This window comes from Halomonas urmiana (assembly GCF_005780185.1).
Classification (GTDB): Bacteria; Pseudomonadota; Gammaproteobacteria; order Pseudomonadales; family Halomonadaceae; genus Halomonas; species Halomonas urmiana.
The window spans coordinates 174,001-199,282 of sequence record NZ_VBUI01000001.1; the positions used below are offsets into that span (position 1 = coordinate 174,001).

General features: G+C 66.4%; 21 protein-coding genes. 8 read left to right on the forward strand and 13 right to left on the reverse strand.

The window, feature by feature from the left end; genetic code table 11:
- Positions 1–25: 25 nt before the first annotated feature.
- The 3 genes from glyQ to gmhB all read left to right on the forward strand — a co-directional run bounded on the left by glyQ (position 26) and on the right by gmhB (position 3,909).
- On the forward strand, positions 26–988 hold the full coding sequence (gene glyQ / locus FEI13_RS00875; RefSeq protein WP_138178784.1) for a glycine--tRNA ligase subunit alpha: 963 nt from the start codon (positions 26–28) through the stop codon (positions 986–988).
- Positions 988–3,054: a glycine--tRNA ligase subunit beta gene (gene glyS, locus FEI13_RS00880; protein ID WP_138178785.1), complete on the forward strand. Its 2,067-nt coding sequence runs from the start codon at positions 988–990 to the stop codon at positions 3,052–3,054. The genes glyQ and glyS overlap by 1 nt, the downstream gene beginning before the upstream one ends.
- A gap of 285 nt (positions 3,055–3,339) precedes the next feature.
- On the forward strand, positions 3,340–3,909 hold the full coding sequence (gene gmhB, locus FEI13_RS00885; RefSeq protein WP_138178786.1) for a D-glycero-beta-D-manno-heptose 1,7-bisphosphate 7-phosphatase: 570 nt from the start codon (positions 3,340–3,342) through the stop codon (positions 3,907–3,909).
- Positions 3,910–4,018: 109 nt separating this feature from the next.
- On the opposite strand, the gene gyrB is transcribed toward gmhB, so the two are convergent.
- The 4 genes from gyrB to dnaA form a co-directional block, all read right to left on the reverse strand.
- On the reverse strand, positions 4,019–6,439 hold the full coding sequence (gyrB, locus tag FEI13_RS00890; protein WP_138178787.1) for a DNA topoisomerase (ATP-hydrolyzing) subunit B: 2,421 nt from the start codon (positions 6,437–6,439) through the stop codon (positions 4,019–4,021).
- A gap of 11 nt (positions 6,440–6,450) precedes the next feature.
- Entirely contained in the window at positions 6,451–7,566 is a 1,116-nt protein-coding gene (gene recF / locus FEI13_RS00895) for a DNA replication/repair protein RecF (RefSeq protein WP_138178788.1), read from the reverse strand.
- A gap of 55 nt (positions 7,567–7,621) precedes the next feature.
- Positions 7,622–8,725 carry a DNA polymerase III subunit beta gene (dnaN, locus tag FEI13_RS00900; RefSeq protein ID WP_138178789.1) on the reverse strand — a complete coding sequence of 368 codons (1,104 nt, stop codon included), beginning with the start codon at positions 8,723–8,725 and terminating at the stop codon, positions 7,622–7,624.
- A 61-nt stretch (positions 8,726–8,786) separates the two neighbouring features.
- Positions 8,787–10,256, reverse strand: a complete 1,470-nt coding sequence (dnaA, locus tag FEI13_RS00905; protein ID WP_138178790.1) for a chromosomal replication initiator protein DnaA — start codon at positions 10,254–10,256, stop codon at positions 8,787–8,789.
- 563 nt (positions 10,257–10,819) lie between these two features.
- On the opposite strand from dnaA, the gene rpmH reads away from it, so the two are divergent.
- From rpmH to mnmE, 4 genes are all read left to right on the forward strand, one after another.
- Positions 10,820–10,954 (forward strand): 50S ribosomal protein L34, encoded by a 135-nt coding sequence (gene rpmH, locus FEI13_RS00910; RefSeq protein ID WP_138178791.1) that lies wholly within the window; start codon positions 10,820–10,822, stop codon positions 10,952–10,954.
- 13 nt (positions 10,955–10,967) lie between these two features.
- Complete coding sequence (gene rnpA / locus FEI13_RS00915; RefSeq protein ID WP_138178792.1) at positions 10,968–11,381, forward strand: ribonuclease P protein component; 414 nt, start codon at positions 10,968–10,970, stop codon at positions 11,379–11,381.
- Positions 11,382–11,587: 206 nt separating this feature from the next.
- Positions 11,588–13,279 carry a membrane protein insertase YidC gene (gene yidC / locus FEI13_RS00920; protein ID WP_138178793.1) on the forward strand — a complete coding sequence of 564 codons (1,692 nt, stop codon included), beginning with the start codon at positions 11,588–11,590 and terminating at the stop codon, positions 13,277–13,279.
- A 143-nt stretch (positions 13,280–13,422) separates the two neighbouring features.
- Positions 13,423–14,793, forward strand: a complete 1,371-nt coding sequence (mnmE, locus tag FEI13_RS00925) for a tRNA uridine-5-carboxymethylaminomethyl(34) synthesis GTPase MnmE (protein ID WP_138178794.1) — start codon at positions 13,423–13,425, stop codon at positions 14,791–14,793.
- 8 nt (positions 14,794–14,801) lie between these two features.
- On the opposite strand, the gene FEI13_RS00930 is transcribed toward mnmE, so the two are convergent.
- The 4 genes from FEI13_RS00930 to rdgB form a co-directional block, all read right to left on the reverse strand.
- Positions 14,802–15,656, reverse strand: a complete 855-nt coding sequence (locus FEI13_RS00930) for a 23S rRNA (adenine(2030)-N(6))-methyltransferase RlmJ (RefSeq protein ID WP_138178795.1) — start codon at positions 15,654–15,656, stop codon at positions 14,802–14,804.
- Between the two features lie 88 nt (positions 15,657–15,744).
- The gene (locus FEI13_RS00935) at positions 15,745–16,425 is read right to left on the reverse strand and encodes a YiaD family glycine zipper/OmpA-like lipoprotein (protein WP_138178796.1); all 681 of its coding nucleotides are present in this window, start codon (positions 16,423–16,425) and stop codon (positions 15,745–15,747) included.
- Positions 16,426–16,462: 37 nt separating this feature from the next.
- The gene (gene hemW / locus FEI13_RS00940; RefSeq protein ID WP_138178797.1) at positions 16,463–17,656 is read right to left on the reverse strand and encodes a radical SAM family heme chaperone HemW; all 1,194 of its coding nucleotides are present in this window, start codon (positions 17,654–17,656) and stop codon (positions 16,463–16,465) included.
- Complete coding sequence (gene rdgB, locus FEI13_RS00945) at positions 17,653–18,264, reverse strand: RdgB/HAM1 family non-canonical purine NTP pyrophosphatase (protein ID WP_193555703.1); 612 nt, start codon at positions 18,262–18,264, stop codon at positions 17,653–17,655. The genes hemW and rdgB overlap by 4 nt, the downstream gene beginning before the upstream one ends.
- Positions 18,265–18,667: 403 nt before the next feature.
- Here rdgB and FEI13_RS00950 point away from each other — a divergent pair, with 403 nt between their 5' ends.
- Positions 18,668–19,366 (forward strand): LuxR C-terminal-related transcriptional regulator, encoded by a 699-nt coding sequence (locus FEI13_RS00950; RefSeq protein WP_138178799.1) that lies wholly within the window; start codon positions 18,668–18,670, stop codon positions 19,364–19,366.
- A gap of 78 nt (positions 19,367–19,444) precedes the next feature.
- Here FEI13_RS00950 and FEI13_RS00955 read toward each other — a convergent pair whose 3' ends face one another.
- From FEI13_RS00955 to FEI13_RS00975, 5 genes are all read right to left on the reverse strand, one after another.
- Positions 19,445–20,692, reverse strand: a complete 1,248-nt coding sequence (locus FEI13_RS00955; RefSeq protein ID WP_138178800.1) for a P-loop nucleotide/nucleoside kinase family protein — start codon at positions 20,690–20,692, stop codon at positions 19,445–19,447.
- Positions 20,693–20,720: 28 nt separating this feature from the next.
- Complete coding sequence (gene hemL, locus FEI13_RS00960; protein ID WP_138178801.1) at positions 20,721–22,010, reverse strand: glutamate-1-semialdehyde 2,1-aminomutase; 1,290 nt, start codon at positions 22,008–22,010, stop codon at positions 20,721–20,723.
- A gap of 178 nt (positions 22,011–22,188) precedes the next feature.
- Positions 22,189–23,046: a bifunctional hydroxymethylpyrimidine kinase/phosphomethylpyrimidine kinase gene (gene thiD / locus FEI13_RS00965; protein ID WP_138178802.1), complete on the reverse strand. Its 858-nt coding sequence runs from the start codon at positions 23,044–23,046 to the stop codon at positions 22,189–22,191.
- The gene (gene hemJ / locus FEI13_RS00970; RefSeq protein WP_138178803.1) at positions 23,046–23,477 is read right to left on the reverse strand and encodes a protoporphyrinogen oxidase HemJ; all 432 of its coding nucleotides are present in this window, start codon (positions 23,475–23,477) and stop codon (positions 23,046–23,048) included. The genes thiD and hemJ overlap by 1 nt, the downstream gene beginning before the upstream one ends.
- A 9-nt stretch (positions 23,478–23,486) precedes the next feature.
- Positions 23,487–25,256: a chloride channel protein gene (locus FEI13_RS00975; RefSeq protein ID WP_138178804.1), complete on the reverse strand. Its 1,770-nt coding sequence runs from the start codon at positions 25,254–25,256 to the stop codon at positions 23,487–23,489.
- Positions 25,257–25,282 lie beyond the last annotated feature (26 nt).

Genomic DNA, 25,282 nt, shown 5'->3' on the forward strand with positions numbered 1-25,282 from the left:
GAATTCATGGCCAACGGTGCTTCCAATGACACAGTCGACGCCAGACGTGACAACCTTTCAGGGCCTGATCCTCGCCCTGCAGCAGTACTGGGCCGAACAGGGCTGCGTGATCCTCCAGCCCCTGGACATGGAGGTCGGTGCCGGCACCTTCCATACCGCCACCTTCCTTCGCTCCATCGGGCCCGAGACCTGGAACGCGGCCTACGTGCAGCCCTCCCGCCGCCCCACCGATGGCCGCTATGGCGAGAACCCCAACCGCCTGCAGCACTACTACCAGTTCCAGGTGGTGATGAAGCCCTCCCCCGCCGAGTTCCAGGAGCTCTACCTGGGGTCGCTCCAGCGCCTGGGGCTCGATCCGCTGGTCCATGATATCCGCTTCGTCGAGGACAACTGGGAATCCCCGACCCTGGGCGCCTGGGGACTGGGTTGGGAGATCTGGCTCAACGGCATGGAGGTGACCCAGTTCACCTACTTCCAGCAGGCCGGCGGCCTGGAGTGCTACCCGGTCACCGGCGAGCTGACCTACGGCCTCGAGCGCATCGCCATGTACCTGCAGGACGTCGACAGCGTCTACGACCTGGTGTGGACGGTGGCCCCGGACGGCTCGAAGGTGACCTACGGCGACGTCTACCTGCAGAACGAGCGCGAGCAGTCGGCCTACAACTTCGAGCATGCCGACGTCGACTTCCTGTTCGCCTCCTTCGACCACCAGGAGCGCGAGTGCACCAAGCTGCTGGACACCCGGCTGCCGCTGCCCGCCTACGAGCAGGTGCTGAAGGCCTCGCACACCTTCAATCTGCTGGATGCCCGCCACGCCATCTCGGTCACCGAACGCCAGCGCTACATCCTGCGCGTGCGCACCATGGCCCGGAGCGTGGCCCAGGCCTACTACGACTCACGCAAGGCCGCCGGCTTCCCGCTGGCCACCGAGGCCCTGCGTCATGAACTGCTGGCCGACGAGCCGCTTGCCGAACAGGGAGATGTCTGATGGCTGCCAACACCCTACTGGTCGAACTGGGCGTCGAGGAACTGCCGCCGAGCGCCATCGATGAACTCTCCGACGCGCTGGCCGACGGCATCCGCCGTGGCTTGATTGATGCCGACATCGACGCCGGCGAGGTACTCGCCTACGCGAGCCCGCGTCGCCTGGCCGTGCAGATCCGGGAACTGGCCGACAAGCAGCCCGACCGCGAGGTCGAGCGCCGCGGCCCGGCCCTGGCCGCTGCCTTCAAGGAGGGTCAGCCGACCAAGGCCGCCGAGGGCTTCGCCCGCTCCTGCGGAGTCGCCGTGGACCAGCTGATCCACCTGGAGACCGACAAGGGCACCTGGCTCGGTTACCGGGAGCACCAGCCGGGCGAGGCCACCACCGCACTGCTGCCTGCCATCGTCGAGAAGGCCATCGGCGCCCTCCCGGTGCCCAAGAACATGCGCTGGGGCGCCTCGCGGATCGAATTCTCCCGCCCCGTCCACTGGCTGGTGATGCTCTACGGCAGCCAGGTGGTCGAGGCCAGCGCCCTGGGCCTCGCGGCCGGCCGCACCACCCGCGGCCATCGCTTCCATGCCCCCGCGCCCATCGAGCTCGCCCATGCCGACGACTACCTCGCCGCCCTCGAGGGCGCCTGGGTGCTGGTCGATCGCGAGCAGCGCCGCGAGCGCATCCGCGAGCAGGTGCTGGCCGAGGCCGAGGTCCAGGAGGCCACGGCGGTGATCGATGAAGAGCTGCTCGTCAAGGTCAGCGGCCTGGTGGAATGGCCCGTCGCCCTGACCGGCAGCTTCGACGAGCGCTTCCTCGAGGTCCCGCCCGAGTGCCTGATCTCATCGATGAAGGCCAACCAGAAGTACTTCCACGTGCTGGATGAGGCGGGGCGACTCAAGCCGCTGTTCATCACCGTCTCGAACATCGACAGCGCCGATCCCGACCAGGTGATCCAGGGCAACGAGCGGGTGATCCGCCCGCGCCTCGCCGATGCCGCCTTCTTCTACGACACCGACCGCAAGCAGTCCCTGGCCGCTCGCGCGCCGGCGCTGGCCGACGTCGTGTTCCAGAAGCAGCTGGGCAGCCTGGCCGACAAGGCGCACCGCAACGCCGCCGTGGCCGCCTTCATCGCCGGCCGCATCGAGGGCGACGTGCACGATGCCCGGCGTGCCGCCGAGCTCGCCAAGTGCGACCTGGTTACCGAGATGGTCCTCGAGTTCCCCGAGCTGCAGGGCACCATGGGCCGCTACTACGCGCTCAACGACGGCGAGCCCGACGAAGTGGCGCAGGCGCTGGAGGAGCAGTACCTGCCACGCTTCGCCGGCGATGCTATCCCCCAGGGCCGCACCGGCCTGGCACTGGCTCTGGCCGATCGCCTCGACACCCTGACCGGCATCTTCGGTATCGGCCAACGCCCCAGCGGCACCAAGGATCCCTTCGCCCTGCGCCGCGCAGCCATCGGCGTGATCAACATCCTGGTCAAGGGAGAGCTCAGCCTCGACCTGCGCGAGCTGCTCGAGCTGTCGGCCGCTCAGCACCAGGAGCTGCCCTACGCCGAGGGACTCGTCGACGAGGTCCTCACCTACATGCTCGACCGCTTCCGCGCCTGGGCCAGCGACGAGGGGATCGCCACCGAGGTCTATCTGGCCGTGCGGGCTCGCCCGGTCACCGAGCCCCTCGACTTCGCCCGCCGCCTGCGCGCCGTGCAGGGCTTCGCGCGCCGCGAGGAGGCCGCCGCCCTGGCCGCCGCCAACAAGCGCGTCTCCAACATCCTCGCCAAGCAGCAGCATGACGGCGAGATTCGCGTGGATGCCGACCAGTTGCAGGAAGCCGCCGAGCAGACACTCTTCGAGGCGCTGGAGACGTGCCGAGGCCAGGTCATGCCGCTGTTCGCCGAGTCCCGCTACAGCCAGGCCCTGGATGCCCTAGCGAGCCTGCGCGAACCGGTGGACCGGTTCTTCGACCAGGTGATGGTCATGGCTGAGGATCCCGCCGTGCGTCGCAATCGCCTGGCACTGCTGGCCGGGCTCCAGTCACTGTTCCTGGAGGTGGCCGACATCGCCCTGCTCCAGCAGTAGCGAACTCCCCCTCGGGAACCCAAGGGCCGGCGAGCGATCGCCGGCCTTTTTCATCCCCGGCTTTTCATGTCCGGCCCTTTCCCTGGCCGGCCATGGCATGTTTCACGTGGAACAGACCGGCTTTGCCGAAGCTGGAAGGCAGCATCTTGCCTCCAGAACCTGTGCCAAGGGTTGGCTTACAGCTTAAGGCTTATAGCTCCCGGCGTAGCCGGGCAGGCTTGGAAGACGATGTTCCACGTGAAACACTCCCGCCATCTCTTGGCTGCTACCGACTGGACTCCCCACATGCCCCAACCCTCGAAGCTCGTGATCCTCGATCGCGACGGCGTCATCAATCACGACTCCGATGCCTACGTGAAATCCCTGGACGAGTGGATCCCCTACCCTACCGCCATCGCGGCCATCGCCAGGCTGAGCCGGGCCGGCTGGACTGTCACCGTTGCCACCAACCAGTCCGGCATCGCCCGAGACTACTACAGCGAAAGCATGCTGGAGAGCATGCATCAACGACTCCACGAGCTGGTCCACCAGGCCGGCGGGGAGATCGCCCACATCGCCTACTGCCCTCATGGCCCGAACGATGGCTGCGACTGCCGCAAGCCACTGACGGGGCTTCTCGAACAGATCCGCCAGGCGCTCGACCTGGAGACACTGGCCGGAAGCTGGATGGTCGGCGACAGCCTGCGCGACCTGCAGGCGGGCGAGCCGATGGGGTGCCGCCCGGTGCTGGTAAGGACCGGCAAGGGGCGTCACACGGAAGCGGAGGGGGAAGGCCTGGCCCGGGCGATGATCTTCGATGATCTGGCCGCCTTCGTGGATTGGCTGCTGACCGCGGAAGGCAGCGACGAGGACTGACGCGACACGCCAGCCAGGCGCCCCGAACGCAGCGAGGCCGGCTTGATAGCCGGCCTCGTCGTTGATGGCGGAGAACCGCGATGTTCCACGTGGAACATCGCCTGAGGGGTCAGATATCCAGGTTCGCCACCAGGGCATTACGCTCGATGAAGTCTCGCCGCGGCTCCACCTCGTCGCCCATCAGGGTGTTGAACATCATGTCGGCGGCGACCGCGTCCTCGATGGAGACCCGCAGCATACGCCGGGTCTCGGGGTTCATGGTGGTCTCCCAGAGTTGATCCGGATTCATCTCGCCTAGCCCCTTGTAGCGCTGGATGGAGAGGCCTCGCTGGGCCTCGGCCATCAACCATGCCAGCGCATCGTAGAAGCTCGTCACCGGGCGTTTGCGCTCACCGCGCGCCACGTAGCTTCCCTCTTCCAGCAGGCCGTCCAGCGTCTCGCCCAGCGTCGCCATGGCACGATAGTCGGCGCTGGTAAAGAACTCGACGCCCCAGACGTAGTCGGTGGTGACACCGTGCGCCGTCAGCGACACAGCCGGCAGGAAGAAGCCGCGTTCGCCATCTTCCTCGAGGTGGAAGGTGTAGCGCGGTCCGCCCTCGTAGGAGACCAGGGCGTCCATCTCCTGCTGCAGGTAGTCGATCCAGTTCTGCATGGTGAGACGATCGCGCAGGCTCTGCTCGCCGTCGAGCTGGGCGGCATGCACGATCTTGCGCAGCACGACGTCGGGATAGACCCGTGACAGGCGCTCGATGCGCTTCATCACGTCGCGATACTGGTTGACCAGTTCCTCGAGCTGGGCGCCGGCGATGCCGGGGGCATCCGCGTTGACGTGCAGGCGGGCCCCGTCCAGGGCGGTCGTGGTCAGGTAGTCGACCATCGCCTGCTCATCCTTCAGGTAGAGTTCCTGCTTGCCGCGCTTGATCTTGTAGAGCGGCGGCTGGGCGATGAAGACATTGCCGCGCTCGATGAGCGCCGACATCTGGCGGAAGAAGAAGGTCAGCAGTAGCGTGCGAATGTGCGAGCCGTCCACGTCCGCGTCGGTCATGATGATGATCGAGTGGTAGCGCAGCTTGTCGGGATTGAACTCCTCGCGACCGATGCCACAGCCCAGGGCCGTGATCAGCGTGCCGACCTCGGCCGATGAGAGCATCTTGTCGAAGCGCGCCTTCTCCACGTTGAGGATCTTGCCCTTGAGCGGCAGGATCGCCTGAGTGCGACGATCGCGCCCCTGCTTGGCGCTGCCGCCGGCCGAGTCACCCTCGACCAGGAACAGCTCGGAGAGGCTGGGATCCTTCTCCTGACAGTCGGCCAGCTTGCCCGGCAGCCCGGCGATATCCAGCGCGCCCTTGCGGCGCGTCATGTCGCGCGCCTTGCGCGCCGCCTCGCGGGCACGGGCGGCGTCCAACATCTTGTTGACGATCGCCTTGGCCTCGTTGGGCTTCTCGATCAGGTAGTCCGCGAACAGGCGACCCATCTCCTGCTCCACCGCGGTCTTGACCTCCGAGGAGACCAGCTTGTCCTTGGTCTGGGCCGAGAACTTGGGGTCCGGCACCTTGACTGAGATGATCGCCGTGAGGCCTTCGCGAGCATCGTCGCCGGAGGTGTTGACCTTGGCCTTCTTGAGCAGCCCCTCGGCCTCGATGTAGTGGTTCAACGAGCGTGTGAGCGCGGCGCGGAAGCCGGCCAGGTGGGTGCCACCATCCCGCTGCGGGATGTTGTTGGTGTAGCAGAAGATATTCTCCGAGAAGGTGTCGTTCCACTGCATCGCCACCTCGACGCCCACACCATCCTCGCGTTCGGCGTTGAAGTGGAACACCGGGTTGAGCACCGTCTTGTTGGTGTTCAGGTGATCGATGAAGGCCTTGAGGCCGCCCTCATAGTGGAACAGCTCTTCCTTGCCGCTGCGCTCGTCGATCAGGCGAATCGCCACGCCGGAGTTGAGAAAGGAGAGCTCTCTCAGTCGCTTGGCGAGGATATCGTAGTGGAATTCGATGTTGTGGAAGGTCTCGGAAGAGGGCCGGAAATGCACACGAGTACCGCTCTGCTCGGTTTTGCCGACCACCGCCAGCGGGGCGTCAGGCACGCCGTGGTGATAGAGTTGCTCATACACCTGGCCGGCGCGCCAGATGGTCAGCTTGAGCTCCTCGGACAGGGCATTGACCACCGAGACCCCGACGCCGTGCAGGCCGCCGGACACCTTGTAGGAGTTGTCGTCGAACTTGCCGCCGGCGTGCAGCACGGTCATGATCACCTCGGCCGCCGATACCCCCTCTCCCTCGTGGATATCGGTCGGCACGCCGCGGCCGTTGTCGGTCACAGTGATCGACTCATCGGGGTGGATGATCGCCCGAATCTCGCTGCAGTGTCCGGCCAGCGCTTCATCGATGGAGTTGTCCACCAGCTCGAACACCATGTGGTGCAGGCCCGTGCCGTCGTCGGTGTCGCCGATGTACATGCCCGGCCGCTTGCGTACGGCATCCAGGCCCTTGAGAACCTTGATGCTCGATGAGTCGTAAGCCTGTTCGCTCATTGACTACTCCGTCATGAAGTCTGTCTGTCCATTGGCAGCAGCTGCCCCTGGCCTGATTCGGAATGTTCCACGTGGAACATCGTCAACTGGGTGTCCGCCTGCCACAGGCCCGCCAGGGCATCGGGGTCGACGCTGGTAATGAAGACCTGGCAATGCATGCGCTCCAGCCACTGGCAGAAGACGCGCCGGTGGTCGCTGTCCAGCTCGGCAGGCAGGTCATCGATCAGGTAGAGGCAGGTCTGCCCGGTCAGCTGCTCGAGAAGACGCCCCTGGGCCAGCTTCAGGGCGCTCACCACCAGCTTCTGCTGGCCGCGCGAGAGCACCTCCACCGCCGGCCGCTTGCCGAGCCGTATGCCCAGCTCGGCGCGCTGCGGCCCCTGCTGGGTGAAGCCCATCTGGTGGTCGGTATGTCGCGCCTGGCGAAGGATGTCGCTCAGCTCACGCTTGCGGTCCCAGCCCCGCGCGTAGCGCACGGCCAGGCCGGGCAGCCTGATGAGCTCCCGCAGGGTGTCCTCGAACACCGGCAGGAACCTCTCGATCCATTCACGGCGCATGCCGTCCAGCAGACCGCTCCAGTGCACCAGCTCCTGTTCCCAGGCATCCAGTGAAGCATCCGACATTCTACCATGCCTGAGAAGGGCATTCCGATGTTTCAGCGCGCGCCGGAAGCGTCGCCAAGCGTCGAGAAAGTCGTGTTTCACGTGAAACACACCCCAGTCCAGGAACTCGCGGCGACCGGCCGGCGGGCCCTCCAGCAGGCGAAAGGCATCGGGATTTATCAGCTGCAGCGGGAGGGTCTCCACCAGCCGCGAGACCCGGTCGAGACGCTCGCCGGAGAGGCGCATCTCGAGTTCCGTGGCGTCACGGTGGCGGCGCACGCCGATGGTCACGACCGGGTCGCCGGCCAGCCGCCCGTGCAACGTCATGGCGTCGGCCTCATGGGCGATGGCGTGGCGCAGCTGGCGCGCCCTGAAGGAGCGCCCCATGCCGAGGACATGAATGCCCTCCAACAGGCTGGTCTTGCCGCTGGCGTTGGCTCCGGTGATGAGATTGATGCGTGGACCGGGCGAGACGTCGACGGCCTGCAGGTTGCGCAGGCCTTGCAAGGTAAGGCGATCGAGAGGCATTGGCGAGGTTCGACAGCGTCGGCAGCACCCGCGTCAGGCACTGCCGGACGGCGTCTCAGAGGCGCATGGGCATGACGACGTACATGGCATCACCGCCACCGGGCTCTTCCATCAGCGCGCTGCTGTTGGGATCGGCCAGGGTCATCTGCACGCGATCCTCGTCCAGCACGCTGAGCACGTCGACGAGATAGCCGACATTGAAGCCGATCTCCATGGCCGGGCCGCTGTACTCGATGGCCACGTTCTCCTCGGCCTCCTCCTGCTCGGGGTTGTTGGCCATGACCCGCAGGTTGCCCTCCTCGAGATGCAGACGCACACCGCGGTACTTCTCGTTGGAGAGGATGGCGGTGCGCGACAGCACCTGGCGCAGCTCGGCACGATCGGCAATGAAGACCTTGTCGCCGCCGCGCGGCACGACCCGCTCATAGTCGGGGAACTTGCCGTCCACCAGCTTGGAGGTGAAGGTGAAGTCGCCGGTGTGGGCGCGCACATGGGTGGCGCCGAGGGTCAGGCTGACCGGCTCCTCACCATCGTCGAGCAGGCGCACCAGTTCCATGATGCCCTTGCGCGGCACGATCAGCTTCTGGGACGGCTCCACGTGAATGTCCGCGGAGCGCGAGCAGACGGCCAGGCGGTGACCATCGGTCGCCACGGTACGCACCAGGTTGGGGCCCATCTCGAGCAGCATGCCATTGAGGTAGTAGCGCACGTCCTGCTGGGCCATGGCGAAGGAGGTCGCATCGATCAGATGCTTGAGCGTGCCCCGCGGCAGGCTCAGCTGCACGTTGCCCTGGTCATCCTCGATGTTCGGAAACTCGGCCACCGGCAGGGTCGAGAGCGTGAAGCGCGAGCGACCGCTGCGCAGCACGGCCCGGCCCTCTTCGAGGGTCAGCTGGATCTCCGACTGATCCGGCAGCGACTTGCAGATATCCATCAGTTTGCGGGCCGGCACGGTGGCGGACCCTGGCTCCTCCACGAGGCTAGCCACGGTACGCCCGATCAGCTCGACCTCGAGGTCGGTGCCGGTCAGCGACACCTGATCCTGGTCGACCTGAATCAGCACGTTGGAGAGTACCGGCAGGGTCTGACGCCGCTCCACCACGCCGGCAACCAGCGTCAGCGGGCGCAGCAGCGCTTCTCGGGAGATGGAAAATTTCATGTCGACTCCACTACTTGTCCTGGAGGGATTGAGGCCGGCGTCCCGACCGCTGGTGTTCCGTTCAGCTGGTCAACAGCCTCAGCAGATTCTTGTAGTCCTCGCGGATGTCCGCGCTCTCCTCCTGCAGCGATTTCACCTTGCGACAGGCATGCAGCACCGTGGTGTGATCGCGGCCGCCGAAGGCATCGCCGATCTCGGGCAGGCTATGGTTGGTCAGCTCCTTGGCCAGCGCCATGGCCACCTGGCGGGGGCGAGCCACCGAGCGCGAGCGACGCTTGGAGAGCAGATCGGAGAGCTTGATCTTGTAATACTCGGCCACGGTACGCTGGATGTTATCCACCCCGACCTGCTTGTCCTGCAGCGCCAGCAGGTCTTTGAGCGACTCGCGGATGAAGTCCTGGGTGATCGTCTTGCCCATGAAGTGAGAGTCGGCGATCACCTTCTTCAACGCGCCCTCCAGCTCGCGAACGTTGGAGCGGATCTTCTGGGCGATGAAGAAGGCGGCGTCATGAGGCAGGTCGACCTTGGCCTGATCGGCCTTCTTCATCAGGATGGCCACGCGCGTTTCCAGCTCCGGCGGCTCGATGGCCACCGTCAGCCCCCAGCCGAAACGAGACTTCAATCGCTCCTCTACCCCACTGATTTCCTTGGGATATCGGTCGGATGTCAGGATCATCTGCTGGCCGCCCTCGAGCAGCGCATTGAAGGTGTGGAAGAACTCCTCCTGGGAGCGCTCCTTGCCGGCGAAGAACTGGATATCATCGATCAACAGGGCATCGACGCTGCGGTAGAAACGCTTGAAGTCGTTGATCGCGTTGAGCTGCAGCGCCTTCACCATATCGGCCACGAAGCGTTCGGAATGCAGGTAGACGACACGGGCGTTCTCGCGCCGGGTCGCCAGGGCATTGCCGACGGCATGCATCAAGTGAGTCTTACCCAGGCCGACGCCGCCATAGAGGAACAGCGGATTGTACGCCCCGCCGGGATTCTCGGAGACCTGACGGGAGGCGGCGCGCGCCAGCTGGTTGGACTTGCCCTCGACGAAGGTCTCGAAGGTGAAGTTGGGATTGAGGCCGCTATTGTGCTTGAGACTGCCCTCTACCTGCACCTGGCGCTCACCGCCACGGCGCTGGCCGGCCCCCTCCTCGCGCAGCTGATCGATCTCACGCTCATCGCCCACGTCTCCCCGGGGGGGCACCTGCACGGCGGGCGCCGCCGGCGCCCGGCGGGCGGCCGAGACCGGGTTGCCCAGTTCTCGGGGCTGCGGGTTCGGCGCCGCGCTGCGCCGGCTGCCCACGGTCAAGACCACCTTGGGCGGCTTGGCCGGCGAGAGTTCGCGCATCAGCTCACTGATCCGCTTGGCATACTTGTCGCTGACCCAGTCGCGCACGAAGCGATTCGGCGCCAACAGGCGCAACTGGTTGGACTCCCCTTCCTCCGCCTGCAGCGGACGGATCCAGGTATTGAACTGCTGCGAATTCAGTTCATCCTGCAGGGTATCCAGACATTGTTGCCAGAGAGCCAGTGACACGCGACCTCACCTTTGCGTAGAAAACGACCGCCTATTGTATCGTTCGGGCCACGGGTTATCCACATGACCGGCCTATCGCTTCGTCCTGTGGAAAACCCGGCCGCCATGTCCGCTGACTTCCGCCCGGACGCTGGCAGCAGGGAACGGCGACAACCCTCTCAGACAGCGCCGAGCTTCGGGCCACGCCCGACAGGGCGGCATCGCGGTGGGCCTCACCACCTCACCCCACCTAATCCCCACTTTTTCCACAGCAGGAATAACGCCTCAATACGATGATAAACATGGAATAAAACGACTTATTCACAATACCCATCCCCAGGAGTGACCACAGGGCCTGGAGCGTTACGGTATGCCGAGCGGGCGAACGGGTGGTGGATGGCGGCCGAGTGACCACGCGGAAAGCCGCGTCAGCAGGGGGCGCAAAGCGCAGGTAAGAATTGCACCGCAGGGCTGAAATCACTACAATTTCCGGTCTTGAGTCGAATACCCCCGGATCCGCCTGCGGCATCCGGATCTCTACGAGTGATCCAGTCATTCAGAAAACCACGTGGGAATAACGAGTTATGAAACGTACTTTTCAACCCAGCGTCCTCAAGCGCAAGCGCGCACATGGCTTCCGTGCTCGCATGGCCACCAAGAACGGTCGTGCCGTGCTGGCTCGCCGCCGCACCAAGGGCCGCAAGCGCCTGAGCGCCTGATCGCGGCCCTCGCGTGTCACGTCAGGGCTATCCCCGGCAGCTGAGACTGCTGACTGCTGGGGACTATCGTCGTGTCTTCGAAACGGCGGCTTTCAAGGTCCATGGCAGGGGGCTGATGGCTCTGGCCTCGCCCAACGCACTCGGCCACCCGCGACTCGGCCTGATCTTCAGCAAGAAGAACGTGCGCCGGGCCGTCGATCGCAACCGCCTCAAGCGCATCGTGCGTGACTCCATCCGGCTCCAGCAGCAGCGCCTTCCCGCCGTGGATATCGTGGTACTGGCCAGACGGGGAGTCCACGAGCTGGACAACGCCACCGTACATCGCCAGCTCCAGGGTATGTGGCGCCGCCTCGAGCGCGAGGCGAGCAAGTCCGCCCGCGAGCCGGACCGACACGGGACGCGGAGCGAAGACACGCACCGCATATGATGACCGACCCCCCAAGCGCCAGCGCATCCCGGAGCCTGCATGAGCATGATCACCTCGCTCTTTGCCGCGCCTCTCCGCGCCGACGCGTCGGATGCCGCCGACCAGCGTGCGTTTCCTAGCCTGCCTCCGGCAGGCTTTCGTGTATCTCGGGTGTGCGACCTGCGTTGCGCCATCGGAATGTTCACTACCCATCGGGCAGACCCCTCATGGACGTAAAACGACTACTCCTGCTGATTCCCCTGGCGGTACTCGCCTACCTGTTGATGGTCCAGTGGAATCAGGACTACGGCCAGGTTTCCCCTGAGCCGCAAGCCCCCGCCATGACCAGCAGCGCGTCGGACGGCGCTCGTTCGTCGACCGACGGCGGCGATGATCTCTCGGTACCCACCAGCGCCTCGTCGTCGAGCGACATGGCCAGCGGGATTCCCGGTGAGGCCGAGACACCGGCGGGCAGCCGCGACCTGGTGGCCGTGGTCACCGACGTGCTGGACGTGCGCATCGACCCCCAGGGCGGCGACATCGTCTATGCGGCGCTGCCCCAGCATCGCTTCAGCCTCGATTCCGAGCGCCCCTACGTGCTGCTCTCCGACAGCGAGACGCGCAGCTACGTGGCGCGCTCGGGGCTGCAACTCGAGGGGCATGAGGGCCGCATCACCTTCACGCCCGAGGCCACCGAGTACCGGCTGGGTGAGAATGACGATCGCCTCGAGGTCGACATGACCGCCGAGGTCAACGGCGTCGAGGTGATCAAGCGACTCACCTTCGAGCGTGACAGCTACGCGGTCGACGTGAACTACTTCCTGGCCAACAACACCGAGGAACCGGTCACCGCCCGCTTCATCGGCCAGCTGGTCCGCGACAACAGCAGCGACCCCTCCAGCGGCCCGAAGATGGGCATGCGCTCCTACCTCGGCGCCGCCTACTCCACGCCGGAGGACCGCTACCTCAAGGTCGACTTCGATGAGGTCCAGGAAGGCGCCTTCAACAACCGCGACGTCGAGGGGGGCTGGGTCGCCATCATCCAGCACTACTTCACCTCGGCCTGGGTACCCGCGCAGAAGCAGCAGAACCTCTACTACGCCACCACCGATGCGCGAGACCGCAACGTGGCGGCCTTTGCGGGCCCAACCAGCAACGTGACCGGTAACGGCGAGGCGACGCTGGGCGCGACCCTCTACATGGGTCCCAAGGTGCAGGATCGCCTCGAGGCCGTGGCACCCAACCTGGAACTGACGGTGGACTTCGGCTGGCTGTGGTTCATCGCCAACCCACTGTTCTGGCTGCTCGACCACATCCATGACCTGATCGGCAACTGGGGCTGGTCCATCGTTCTGCTGACCATGCTGGTGAAGGCGGCGCTGTGGCCCCTCTCCGCCAAGGCCTACAAGTCCATGGCCCGCATGCGCAAGCTGGGCCCGGAGATGCAGCGCCTCAAGGAGCAGTTCGGCGACGACCGTCAGAAGATGTCCCAGGAGATGATGAAGTTCTACCAGAAGGAGAAGATCAATCCTCTGGGGGGCTGTCTGCCGATCCTGGTGCAGATGCCGGTGTTCATCGCCCTGTACTGGATGCTGCTGGAATCCGTCGAGCTGCGCCACGCGCCCTTCATGTTCTGGATTCAGGACCTGTCGGTGAAGGATCCGTTCTTCATCCTGCCGATCCTGATGGGCGCCTCAATGTTCGTGCAGCAGATGCTCAACCCGACGCCTCCGGACCCCATGCAGGCGAAGATCATGAAGATGCTACCGATCGTCTTCACCTTCTTCTTCCTGTGGTTCCCGGCAGGCCTAGTCATCTACTGGGTGGTCAACAACTGCATCTCGATCATTCAGCAGTACACCATCACCCGCAAGATCGAGGCCGATCCCAGTATCGGCAAGGGCATGAAGACCAAGTAGACGAGGTCTCATCCCGCGTCTCCAGACCCCCGCCTCGGCGGGGGTCTGGCGTTTGAGGGGTCTAGCGTTTGGCCGTCCCGCCCCGGACAATGTCCCTTGTTAAGGCCCCTCGATCATTCGCCTTTCGACCACAGGAACCGTCCATGGCCGCCAGCCTCTACGATCAGGACACCATCGCCGCCCTGGCCACGCCGCCAGGCCGCGGTGGCGTGGGGATCATCCGCGTCTCAGGGCCCGCCTGCACGACGATCGTCCAAGCGATGCTGGGCCACTGCCCCGCCCCGCGCCAGGCCCACTACGGCTCCTTCCAGGGCGCCAGCGAGGTGATCGACGAGGGCATCGCGCTCTACTTCGAAGGCCCCCACTCCTTCACCGGTGAGGACGTGCTGGAACTCCAGGGGCATGGGGGGCCGGTGATCATGGACCTGCTGCTCGAGCGCTGCGTGCAGCTCGGCGCCCGGCTGGCGCGGCCCGGCGAGTTCTCCGAGCGGGCCTTCCTCAACGACAAGCTGGATCTGGCCCAGGCCGAGGCGATCGCCGACCTGATCGAGGCGAGCTCGAGGGGGGCCGCCGAGAACGCTCTGCGCTCCCTGCAGGGCGAGTTCTCGCACCGCGTTCAGGCGCTGGTCCAGCGGCTGATCGAGCTACGCATCTACGTGGAGGCGGCCATCGACTTCCCCGAAGAGGAGATCGACTTCCTCGCCGACGGGCACGTGGCCGGCAAGCTCGCCGCCATCCAGGCCGACCTGGCCGCGGTGCGGGCCGCCGCCGGCCAGGGAGCGCTGATGCGAGAGGGCATGAGCGTGGTGATCGCCGGACGCCCCAACGCCGGCAAGTCGAGCTTGCTCAATGCGCTGACGGAGCAGGAGACCGCCATCGTCACCGACATCGAGGGCACCACCCGGGACGTGCTGCGCGAGCACATCCACCTGGACGGCATGCCGCTGCACGTGATCGATACCGCGGGCCTGCGCGACACCCCGGACGCCGTCGAGAAGATCGGCGTGGCGCGCGCCTGGGAGGAGATCGAGAAGGCCGACCGGGTCCTGCTGATGGTCGATGCCGCCACCACCGAGGCCGTGGACCCCATGGCGATCTGGCCGGAGTTCGTCGCCCGCCTGGCCGCTCCCTCGCGGTTGACCCTGGTGCGCAACAAGATCGATGCCAGCCACGAAACGCCCGGGCTCGATACCAGCGGCGAGCGGCCGGTGATCCGGCTGTCGGCGAAGAGCGGCGCCGGAATCGCCAGTCTCAAGGAGCATCTCAAGGCGGTGATGGGCTTCGCGGCGACCCCCGAGGGCCGCTTCTCGGCGCGCCGGCGCCACCTGGACGCCCTGGATCGCGCCGACGCGGCGCTCTGTAATGGCGAGGCACAGCTGGCCGGTCACGGGGCCGGTGAGCTGCTGGCCGAGGACCTGCGCGATGCCCAACAGGCGCTGGGCGAGATCACCGGGGAGTTCAGTGCCGATGACCTGCTGGGCGAGATCTTCGGCAGCTTCTGCATCGGCAAGTAGCCCGTCCCTTACTCCCCCACCCACCAGTCGCCGCTGTGGCGGCTGGCCTCGCCCAGCAGCGGCAGGACCTTGGCCATCGCGGCCTCCAGGCGTTCATCGAGTCCCCAGGGCGGATTGATCACCAGCAGGCCGCTGCCGACCATGCCCCGCTCGCCCTCCTGCGGCTCACGCAGCCTCAATTCGCTGCGCCAGATCTTGCGTACCCCGCCGTCGCGCAGCCCCTCCAGCAGGTCACGGTGGCGGCCCGCCGGCAGCAGCGGGTACCACACCAGCACCACCGCATGGCGTGCCTTGCGCATGGCCTGACACACGGCCTCGGCTACCTCGGCGTATTCCGCCTTGCGCTCGTAGCTGGGGTCGACCAGCACGCAGAGCCGTGGCGAGGGCACCGGCAGCCCCTTCACCAGCCCCTGGAGCCCGTCGCCATGGATACGCTGCACGTTGTCCGGCAGTGCCTGGCGGGCCAAGTGGCCATGCTCCCCGGGATGGAGCTCGAAGAGCATCAGCCGATCCTGCGCGCGCAAGCGCGCCGACAGCCACCAGGGCGAGCCGGGGTAGTGATCGAGCCCACCGGCGAGCGATTGCACCTCGCCCAGCGCGGCGAGCCAGTCGCCGAGCAACGGATCTCTCTCCAGCTCCAGGCGCTCCCGCGCCTGCCATAGACGAGCGACTCCCTCACGATACTCCTGCAGCCTCGACGTCTCCTCGGCCGCCAGGGGATAGAGGCCACGACCGGCATGGGTATCCATGTACGTAACCGATGATTCCTTACGTAACAAGTGATCGATGACGGCAAACAGTATCAGATGCTTGTGAACGTCGGCGAAATTGCCGGCATGGTAGGCATGCTGGTAGGAGAGCATGAAAGGGATCCGTGGGTCGTCGAGACAGAAAGGCCCGCCACTTCAGCAGTGGCGGGCCCGGGGGTGCGTGATGACAGGCATGCGCCGATTACTGCTGGAAGCGCTCCTGAATCGGCGTCAGGGTGATCTCCACCCGGCGGTTCTGGGCGCGCCCCTGCTCGGAGTCATTGCTGGCGACGGGCTGGTTCTCGCCATAGCCGGTCATGTACAGACGGTTGCGCGTCACGCCGGACTGAGCCAGGTAGTTGCCCACCGCATTGGCCCGCCGCTCGGAGAGCCGCTGGTTGTACCCGGCGTCGCCGGTGCTGTCGGTATGGCCGGCGATGTTGACCCGGGTGTCCGGGTACTGCTGGAGCACCCTGGCCACGTCATTGAGGGCATTTCGCGCATTGGGGGTGAGGTCGCTGGAGTCGAAGGCGAAGGTCACCTCACTCGGCATGTTGAGCACGATGTCATCGCCGCGACGATCGACGCCTATGCCGGTGCCCTGAGTGCTCTGACGCAGCTGCTCTTCCTGCTTGTCCATGTAGGCGCCGATGCCGCCGCCGGCGGCGGCCCCCACGGCGGCACCAATCAGGGCCCGATCGCGTCGGCTGGTGCTGCCGTCGCCGCTGAGCGCACCGGCGGCCGCGCCGATGGCCGCGCCGATGGCCGCACCGGTGCCGGTCTGGCTGCGCTCGGTCTGACCGCTATAGGGATCGGTCGTGGTGCAGCCCACCAGCAGCGCCGAAGCGGCCAGGGGGGCCATCCATCGCATTGCTCTTCTCATCGTGTCCTCTCCTCCTTGGGTGATACGTGGTCATCCTTCACTGACCGACATCGTCCATCATGGCCAGCAGTTCGTTCAAGAATAATAGACCCTGAGGCGAGGCCCCAAGCCTATCGGCATCTTCCACAAGAAGTCCTTTTTCCCGCGCCTCCGAGAGCCTCGAGAGCAGCGCCGAATCGTCGCGGCCCGTGTGGGCCTGCCATATCGAGAGCGGCACGCCCTCCACCAGGCGCAGAGCATTCATGGCGAACTCGAGGGGCAGCTCCCGCTCGTCGATGAGGGTACAGCCGGCCACGAAACCGCGGGGATCGTTGATGCGGCGCAGGTAATCTTCGGGCCGTCGGGATTTCCAACGCCGTTGGATCTCGAGGCCCGTGGGTCCCGGCGCGCTGAGCTTGCCGTGGGCGCCGGCGCCGATGCCCAGATAGTCGCCGAAGCGCCAATAGTGGAGGTTATGCCGCGACGCCCGACCCGGGCGCGCATAGGCGGAGATCTCGTAGCGCGCGAAGCCGGCGGCCTCGAGACGCTCGTGCCCGGCGTCCTGGATGTCCCATAGCACCTCCTCCTCCGGCAGGGCCGGCGGGAAGGAGTGGAATTCGGTATTGGGCTCCAGGGTCAGCTGATACCAGGAGAGATGCTCCGGGGCGAGCGCCAGGGCCCGCTCCAGATCCGCCAGCGCCAGCGCCGGCGTCTGGTCGGGAAGTCCATGCATCAGGTCGAGGTTGAGGTTGTCAAAGCCGGCCCGACGCGCCTCGTCGAAGGCCGCCACGGCATCGTCGCCGCCATGGATGCGCCCCAGGGCCGAAAGCTGGGTATCCTGGAAGCTCTGCACCCCCAGCGACAGGCGATTGATCCCCGCCGCCCGATAGCCGGCGAAACGCCCACGTTCCAGGGTGCCGGGATTGGCCTCCAGGGTGATCTCGATGTCCCGGGCCAGCGGCAAGCGGTCCGACACAGCCTGCAGCAATCGTTCATAGAAGCCGGCCGACATCAGGCTCGGGGTGCCGCCGCCGATGAAGAGGCTGACCAGCTCACGCCCCGCGGCGTGCGGCAGGTCGGCCTCGAGATCGGCGATCAGCGCCTCGAGATAGACGTCTTCCGGCAGCTCGGCCCCCCGCCCGACGCCGTGGGAATTGAAGTCGCAGTAGGGGCACTTACGCACGCACCAGGGCACATGCACATAGAGCGACAGCGGTGGCAGGCCGGTGGTGGTCGGCAGCGACTCATTCATGAGCGCGCAGGCTCCGGCGTCATGGCGGCCACCAGCGCCTGCAGGGCCCGGCCCCGATGGCTGAGGCGGTTCTTCTGCTCGGCATCGAGCTCGGCGGCGCTGGCCTGCTGGTCGGGGAGCCAGAACAGCGGGTCATAGCCGAAGCCGCCCTCGCCCCGCGGCGCCTGCAGGATCTCGCCCTCCCAGCTGCGCTGCACGATCAGCGGCACGGGGTCCTCGGCATGACGCAGCAGCACCAGCACGCACCAGTAGCGCGCGCGACGGCGCCCCTCCGGTACCTCGGCCAGGGCCTCGAGCAGCCGGGCATTGTTGCGAGCATCGCTCTTGGGCTCGCCGGCATAGCGGGCCGAATAGATGCCGGGCGCCCCCGCCAGGGCATCCACCTCCAGGCCGGAATCGTCGGCCAGCGCCGGCAGCCCGCTGAGGCGGCTGGCTTCCCGAGCCTTGAGCAGGGCGTTCTCGACGAAGGTCAGGCCGGTCTCCTCGACGTCGGCCACGCCGTAATCGGCCTGGGCGTGCACTTCGATGCCCAACGGCACGAGCAGCTGGTGAAACTCGCGCAGCTTGCCAGCGTTGCCGCTGGCCAGGACCAGCTGGGCTGGACTCATGATCGACTCTCCATGACAACAGGGAGCCCCCATTCTACGAGCCCGCCTTCCGCCTGGGAAACGCCCGTATCATGCGCCAAACGAATGACATGCTTGGTGACGACTGTTCTAATAATTAAGAGTGATATATCCGTTGAGAAATGATGCGCTAGAGGGTGAATTTCCTTGAAGGGGAATCTCGATGGCGGAAATACCGATTCCGTGAACAGACAAAACCCGTTGTTTGTAAAGCATTAAGCCTCGTGACTTTACAAAGAAGAATAAAGGAAGATATTCACATAACCAAAAGTTAGTAACTAAAAATTACAATATGACCGAGACTTACTCACAGTGTGGCAAAGCTGCCACATTCGGCTGATTGCAAATCTGAAACATCATCGCACGTACGAAGGGGAACGGGATCATGGAGCAGGGGCAGCGCCTGGTGTTGCTGGTCACCGCCAACAACCCTCAGTCACAACTCTTCATCGACTACCTGCACCAGCAGCTCGACTGCCAGGTGTCGGTCGTCGCCCCCGCCGCGGAGTGGAAGGGCAAGGGGGCCTCGCCGACGGTGGTCCTGCTCGATGCGGATCATATCGACGAGGCGACCATGCAGGAGTGGCACGTCAGGGCAGCCGAGGCTGATGACATGTCCCTGGCCGCCTTCAACCTTCGCGACGAGGAGCATGCCGTCGAGATCCTCTCGGCCATGAACCTGCAGGGGGTGTTCTATCGCAGCGATTCGCTGGAGATGATCTGCAAGGGGCTGACCATCCTGCTGGAAGGCAACCTGTGGATGTCGCGCTCGCTGATGACCCGGATGATCCAGTTCTTCCGTCGCCAGCAGCTCAATTCGTATCGGCCGGTCTGCGGCCTGACGCATCGAGAGCTGGAAATCATCGCCATGCTCGGCACGGGCGCCTCCAACATCGAGATCGCCGATCAGCTCTTCGTCAGCGAGCACACCGTCAAGTCCCACCTCTACAACATCTTTCGCAAGATCAAGGTGCACAATCGCCTGCAGGCGGTGAACTGGGCGCGCCAGAACCTCGGTGCCCCGCCACCGCTGGTCGGACGGCGCCAGCGGGATAACTCGCCGGACGTTTCCTCCCACTCCTGAGCGATCAGGCCTGGACGACCTGGCCGCCCCCTCTTGCGCCCGCCCGGGTCGCGTCGGATCAGATCGCCTCGCGCCCGTTCAGATCAGGCGTACATGCTCCTGGATGAGCCCCGCCAGGGTCTCGGCGGCATTATCGGCGGTGGTGTCCAGGCGTAGCAGGTGCATCCGCTCCTCGTCGCCGATCGCTTCGAAGCCGGCCTGCTGGGCCTCCAAAATCGCCAGACTCTCCCGAGCCTCGACGCCCTGACGCCCGGCCCGCTTCTCGATACGTCGGCGCAGGGTGACCTCATCGGCCTCGAAGCTGACCAGCAGCACCGGCAGGCCACGGGCCTCGGCCTCCTGGCGCAGCAGGTCACGCTGCTCGCGCTTCAGGAAGGTGCCATCGACACAGGCCGGGAAACCGGCCTCCAGCAGCATGCCGGCGCTTTCGGCCATCCGGCGATAGGTCCGCGCGGTGGTCTCCCGGCTGAAGATATCCACAGCCGGTGATGTCGACGGTGCCTGAGGATCGAGTCCGTGGACGCGACGCCGCTCTACGTCGGAGCAGATCCGCACGGCGCCCAGTCGGGTCACCAGGGTGCGCGTGAAGCGACTCTTGCCACTGCCGGAGACGCCGATGCCGATCACCAGCGGCGGAAAGCGGAACTCGGCATAGGCCTCGGCCAGGCTCAGATACCCGTGACACGCCCGCATGGTCTCGGCCAGCAGCGCCGGACGCTCGGCGTCCTCTCCCGCCGCGCGCCGGCGCGCCAGCGCACGCCGTGCACCGGCGAGGGCCTCGACGACGCGAAACACCGAGAGCAGCCGCGCCATGCCGTAGTCGCCGGACAGGCGCAGGTAGCGATCCAGCGCCTGGCGGGCCAGGTCGGTCTCGCCTCGGGCGTCCAGCCCGACCAGCAGCGCGGCCAGATCGTTGCCGGGATCGATAACATCCTCGGCGCCGGGCCCCTGCAGGTCGCGGCCGATGGCATTGGCGAGCAGTACCCGGCCTTCGTCGCACAGCCGACTGTCGGGATGCTCGACGGCCCAGCTGGCCGACAGCAGTCGATCCCGGCGCTTGAAAAAGACCGGGGCCAGGCGCTGCACGTCCTGGTCGAGCCACTGGCGCAGCGAGGCGAGGCGATGGCGATCCTCCTCGCCGATCAGCAGCGGCTCGAGGGCCGCCGCCTCACCCTCGATGCGCTCCTGGAAGGCCACCAGGCCGGCATCATCGGGAAGAGACGCCACGCTTTCGCGACCGTGAAAGGCCACCAGTCGATCGATAAGTGCCTCCAGCGGCAGGGCGTCTTCGCATGCCACCTCGTGTTGCGCATCTCTCTGGCCCATCTCGGGTCTCCCGGTCAGTGAGGGGGAATCAGCTACGCTGCATCGCCGCAAACGCGCGCTCGGCAGCATCCAGGGTCAGCTGGATGTCTTCCGGAGCATGGGCGCTGGACATGAAGCCGGCCTCGAAGGCCGACGGCGCCAGGTAGACCCCCTCGTCGAGCATCGCGGTGAAGAAGCGACGGAAGGCGTCCCCGTCGCAGGCGGTCGCCTGAGCGAAGTTGTCGACCCGGCTCTGACCGGTGAAGAAGAGCCCGAACATGCCGCCGGCGCGCTGGGTGATCATGTCGATACCCGCCGCCTCGGCACGCGCCTCGAGGCCATGACAGAGCGTCTCGACCCGCTGCGCCAGGGCATCGTGGAAGCCGGGCGCCTGCAGCTTGGTGAGCAGGGCGATGCCGGCAGCCATGGCCAGCGGATTGCCCGAGAGGGTGCCGGCCTGATAGACCGGCCCCAGCGGCGAGACGACCTCCATGATCTCGCGACGCCCACCGAAGGCCCCCACCGGCATGCCGCCACCGACGATCTTGCCCAGGCAGGTCAGGTCGGGCGTTACGCCGTAGTACGCCTGAGCACCGCCCATGGCCACCCGGAAGCCGGTCATCACCTCGTCGAAGATCAGCACGCTGCCGTGCTGGTCGCAGACCCGACGCAGGGTCTCCAGGAAGCCCGGCTGGGGCGGGATGCAGTTCATGTTGCCGGCCACCGGCTCGACGATGATGCAGGCCACCTCGCTGCCGATCTCCTCGAAGCAGGCCTCGACGGCATCGGGATCGTTGAAGGAGAGCGTCACGGTATGCTCGGCCAGAGACGCCGGTACTCCCGGTGAGCTGGGCTCGCCGTGGGTCAGGGCGCCGGAGCCCGCCTTGACCAGCAGCGAGTCGGTGTGACCGTGATAGTTGCCCTCGAACTTGACGATCTTGTCCCGACCGGTGAAGCCGCGCGCCAGGCGCACCGCCGACATGGTGGCCTCGGTACCGGAGTTGACCATGCGCACCATCTCGATGGAGGGGATCATCTCGCAGATCAGGTCGGCCATGGTGGTCTCGACGGCCGTGGGGGTGCCGAAGGAGAGGCCGGCATCGAGGCGCTCACGCACCGCGCCCAGCACCTCGGGATCGGCGTGCCCGGTGATCATCGGCCCCCAGGAGCCGACGTAGTCGACATAGCGCTTGCCTTCCACATCGAACAGATAGGCGCCCTTGGCACGCTCCATGAACACCGGGGGACGATCCATGCCCTTGAAGGCGCGCACCGGCGAGTTGACCCCGCCGGGGATGTGCCGGCAGGCCTGTTCGAAGAGCTGTGCGGATGTGGTCATGTCAACCTCTTGCCCTGTTGAGGCCTGCCCGTCGGGCAGGCTATGGATAGTTCTCTGGATAAAACTGTGACGGGCGGTGAAAAGCCGGTGAATGTCGCCGAACGACAGGCGACCGGCGGGGCCCGAATTCGTCCCTATTCTCGTCTGCCGGGGGGGGCGATGACCAGCCCGTCCGGCATCAGCACCCGCTCGTCGCTCCGGGAGCGAGACCGGCGGGCAGCGCCGGCAGCTCCCAGAGGCGACGGGGCAGGCGCTGATCCCTGCCGGGTTGCCAGCCGTGTGCCAACGCCTGCCAGGTGAAGGCCTGAGCCTGCTCGCAGGCGACGACCAGCGACTCCCCCGCGGCCAGACGCGCCGCCAGGGCGCTCGCCAGGGTACAGCCGGAGCCGTGGAAGACGCCGGCCAGGCGCGGCCAGGTCCACTGGCGGCTGGTGTCCGGGGCGTGCAGGGTGTGCTCCACGCGATCGGCCGGCACCCGCCCCTCGGGATCGTCGGTACCGGTGACCAACAGCGCCTGGCAGCCCAGTGACATCAGCGCCACCGCCCGTTCGGTATCGTCGTCGCCGTCGGGGTCGGCCAGCCGAGCCAGCTCGCGCCGATTGGGCGTCAGGATATCCACAAGCGGTAGCAGGTGATGGCGGATGGCGTCGATCAGCTCGATTGTGGACAACTCGCTGCCGCCGCCGGCGCTGAGCACCGGATCCATCACCACCGGCACGCCCGGACGCCGCCGCACGATGTCCACCACGGCATCCAGGACGGCGACGTCGGGGATCACGCCGATCTTGATGGCGGCGATTTCGAACTCGTCGAGGGCCGCCGCCATGGCGCGCAGGTCATCGGCGCCGACGGGGCGCACGGCGCTGACGTCGCGACAGTTCTGCACCGTCAGCGCCGTGGGTAGCGTCAAGGCCCAGCCGCCGCAGGCGGCCACCGCCTCGCTGTCGGCGACCAGGCCGGCGCCGCCGGTCGGATCGTGGCCGGCCAGCACCAGCACGGTCGGCAGGTGAGGAGTCAGTTCCGCGTCATCGGCCATCAGAAGGGCTTCATCACGGCGAGGAAGATGATCAGCAGCAGGGCGATCACCGGCAGCTCGTTGAACCAGCGGAAGAAGACGTGGCCGCGTGTGCAGCGCGCCGCGGCGAACTGCTTCAGGTAGATCAGGCAGACATGGTGATAGGCCACCAGCACCACCACCAGCGCGAGCTTGGCGTGAAGCCAGCCCTGGCCGAGCCAGGCGGGATTGAGCGCCAGCATGGCGCCACCGAAGAGCAGCACGGCGATCATCGACGGGGTCATGATGCCGCGATAGAGCTTGCGCTCCATGACGAGGAAGTGGTCGATCGCCTGCTGCTCGCCGCGGTCACGGGCCTGGGCGTGGTAGACGTAGAGGCGCGGGAGATAAAAGAGGGCAGCGAACCAGGTCACCATGGCCACCAGGTGCAGGGCCTTCATCCACAGGTACATGACGACTCCTCAGCCGTTTGATGAATCGGAAAAACGATAGTGTCGCTCGATGGCGTCGCGGGTGATGATACCGGAAATCCGCTTGTTCTTCGGCCGATGACCGTGCTCCACGTAGAGGGCGTCCACCGCCTTGTCGTTGAGCCGGTCGAAGGCCTCGGTCAGCGTCGCCTGCAGGTGGATCGGCGCCAAGTCCAGGCGCTGGCCGGGGATCTCGACCAGGTCCAGCAGCGCGCTGTCATCGGCGCTCTCCTCATCGTGCTCCAGCAGCCAGCGCGCCAGATCGGCGGCCTTCAGCGCCAGCAGCGGCTTGTCGGCGGAGGAGCGCTCGATCAGCACCCAAACGGGATTGGCCTCGAGCAGGGCCCGGGCCTGGTCGCGGGTCACCATGCGGGTGCTGCGCACCAGGCTACGCTCCATGACCGCCGGCACCGACACCCGGGAGAGTGCCTGCATCAGCGGCTGTTGCAGGGGGTGCAGGCCGTGTCGGGTGACGCTGATGAAGAAGCCGTCGCAGCGGCACAGCTGGCGGGAGGTCAGCCCCGCGACCACCACCGCCAGCATGCCCGGTAGGATGATGTTGGGGTTGTTGGTCAACTCGAGCAGCGCCATCAGCGCAGCCAGCGGGGCCTGCAGCACCGCGCCCATCATGGCCGCCATGCCGAGCATGCCGTAGATCTCGGGACCGGCGGCCAGGCTCGGCATCAGCTGGGCACCGAGCAGGCCCAGCAGGGTGCCGGCCGCGGCACCCACCACCAGCACCGGCCCGATGATGCTGACCGGGATGCCGCAGGCCACGGCGCCGGCGGTGAGCAGCAGCTTGCCGATGGCCACCGCCAGCAGCACGTCCAGCGGCAGGCCTCCCGAGAGGGTCAGGGCCAGGGTGTCATAGCCCATGCCCTGCACCTGGGGGTACCACCAGGCCACACCGCCCACTACCACTCCGACCAGCGCACAGCGCACGCCCCAAGGCAGCCGCTCCAGGCGGCGTCCGGAGCGCGCCACCCTGACGAAGAGCCCGGCCAGCAGACCGATGATCAGGGCGCAGATGACCAGCCACGGCAGATTGACCAGCGAGCCCAGCGCCACGTCGGAGGCCTGGAAGGCGCGTTCGGTGCCGAAGACTAGCTGAGCCACCACCGCCCCCATGGTCGAGGCCAGGATCACCGGCATGAAACCGACGATGGTGTACTCCATCATCACCACTTCCATGGCGAAGATGACCCCGGCGATGGGGGTATGGAAGGAGGCCGAGATGCCCGCCGCGGTGCCGCAGGCCACCAGCACCCGCAGGCTGTTGTGAGGCAGCTTGAGGCGCTGGCCGAGGCCGCTGACGGCCGCGGCCCCCAAGTGGATGGCCGGCCCCTCGCGCCCGGCGGAGAGGCCGCCGAGCACCGAGATCAGCCCGACCCACCACTGGGTAATCCAGTTGCGCAGCGGGAAGCGTCCCTGGTGGTAGGTCAGCCGCTCGATCACGTGGGCCACGCCGATCTTGCGGTTGGCGACCGGCTGGCGCCACAGCCACAGGCCGATCAGCGTCACCGCCAGCAGCGGCAGCAGGGCACGCCCCCAGGGCGGGAGCTGCTCGAAGGCCTCGGGATTGCCGTCGGGCATGAAGGCCAGGGCACCGAGGGCGAGCAGCAGCCGGAACACCACCATCAGTCCCCCGGTGATCAACCCCGAGACCACGCCCAGCACGCACAGCTGGGGCAGGGCATCCACATTGGCCAGCTGGCGACGGAAGCCATCCAGGCTGAAGTCGGGTAGCGAGAAGCGTGGCACGGCGACGTTCCTGTTCGGCCTGAGCA

Excerpts from the sequence above, each read along its gene's own strand:
- glyQ (WP_138178784.1), top strand. The coding sequence starts at position 26 with ATGACACAGTCGACGCCAGACGTGACAACCTTTCAGGGCCTGATCCTC.
- glyS (WP_138178785.1), top strand. The coding sequence starts at position 988 with ATGGCTGCCAACACCCTACTGGTCGAACTGGGCGTCGAGGAACTGCCG.
- gmhB (WP_138178786.1), top strand. The coding sequence starts at position 3,340 with ATGCCCCAACCCTCGAAGCTCGTGATCCTCGATCGCGACGGCGTCATC.
- gyrB (WP_138178787.1), bottom strand. The coding sequence starts at position 6,439 with ATGAGCGAACAGGCTTACGACTCATCGAGCATCAAGGTTCTCAAGGGC.
- recF (WP_138178788.1), bottom strand. The coding sequence starts at position 7,566 with ATGCCTCTCGATCGCCTTACCTTGCAAGGCCTGCGCAACCTGCAGGCC.
- dnaN (WP_138178789.1), bottom strand. The coding sequence starts at position 8,725 with ATGAAATTTTCCATCTCCCGAGAAGCGCTGCTGCGCCCGCTGACGCTG.
- rpmH (WP_138178791.1), top strand. The coding sequence starts at position 10,820 with ATGAAACGTACTTTTCAACCCAGCGTCCTCAAGCGCAAGCGCGCACAT.
- yidC (WP_138178793.1), top strand. The coding sequence starts at position 11,588 with ATGGACGTAAAACGACTACTCCTGCTGATTCCCCTGGCGGTACTCGCC.
- mnmE (WP_138178794.1), top strand. The coding sequence starts at position 13,423 with ATGGCCGCCAGCCTCTACGATCAGGACACCATCGCCGCCCTGGCCACG.
- FEI13_RS00930 (WP_138178795.1), bottom strand. The coding sequence starts at position 15,656 with ATGCTCTCCTACCAGCATGCCTACCATGCCGGCAATTTCGCCGACGTT.
- FEI13_RS00935 (WP_138178796.1), bottom strand. The coding sequence starts at position 16,425 with ATGAGAAGAGCAATGCGATGGATGGCCCCCCTGGCCGCTTCGGCGCTG.
- hemW (WP_138178797.1), bottom strand. The coding sequence starts at position 17,656 with ATGAATGAGTCGCTGCCGACCACCACCGGCCTGCCACCGCTGTCGCTC.
- rdgB (WP_193555703.1), bottom strand. The coding sequence starts at position 18,264 with ATGAGTCCAGCCCAGCTGGTCCTGGCCAGCGGCAACGCTGGCAAGCTG.
- FEI13_RS00950 (WP_138178799.1), top strand. The coding sequence starts at position 18,668 with ATGGAGCAGGGGCAGCGCCTGGTGTTGCTGGTCACCGCCAACAACCCT.
- FEI13_RS00955 (WP_138178800.1), bottom strand. The coding sequence starts at position 20,692 with ATGGGCCAGAGAGATGCGCAACACGAGGTGGCATGCGAAGACGCCCTG.
- hemL (WP_138178801.1), bottom strand. The coding sequence starts at position 22,010 with ATGACCACATCCGCACAGCTCTTCGAACAGGCCTGCCGGCACATCCCC.
- thiD (WP_138178802.1), bottom strand. The coding sequence starts at position 23,046 with ATGGCCGATGACGCGGAACTGACTCCTCACCTGCCGACCGTGCTGGTG.
- hemJ (WP_138178803.1), bottom strand. The coding sequence starts at position 23,477 with ATGTACCTGTGGATGAAGGCCCTGCACCTGGTGGCCATGGTGACCTGG.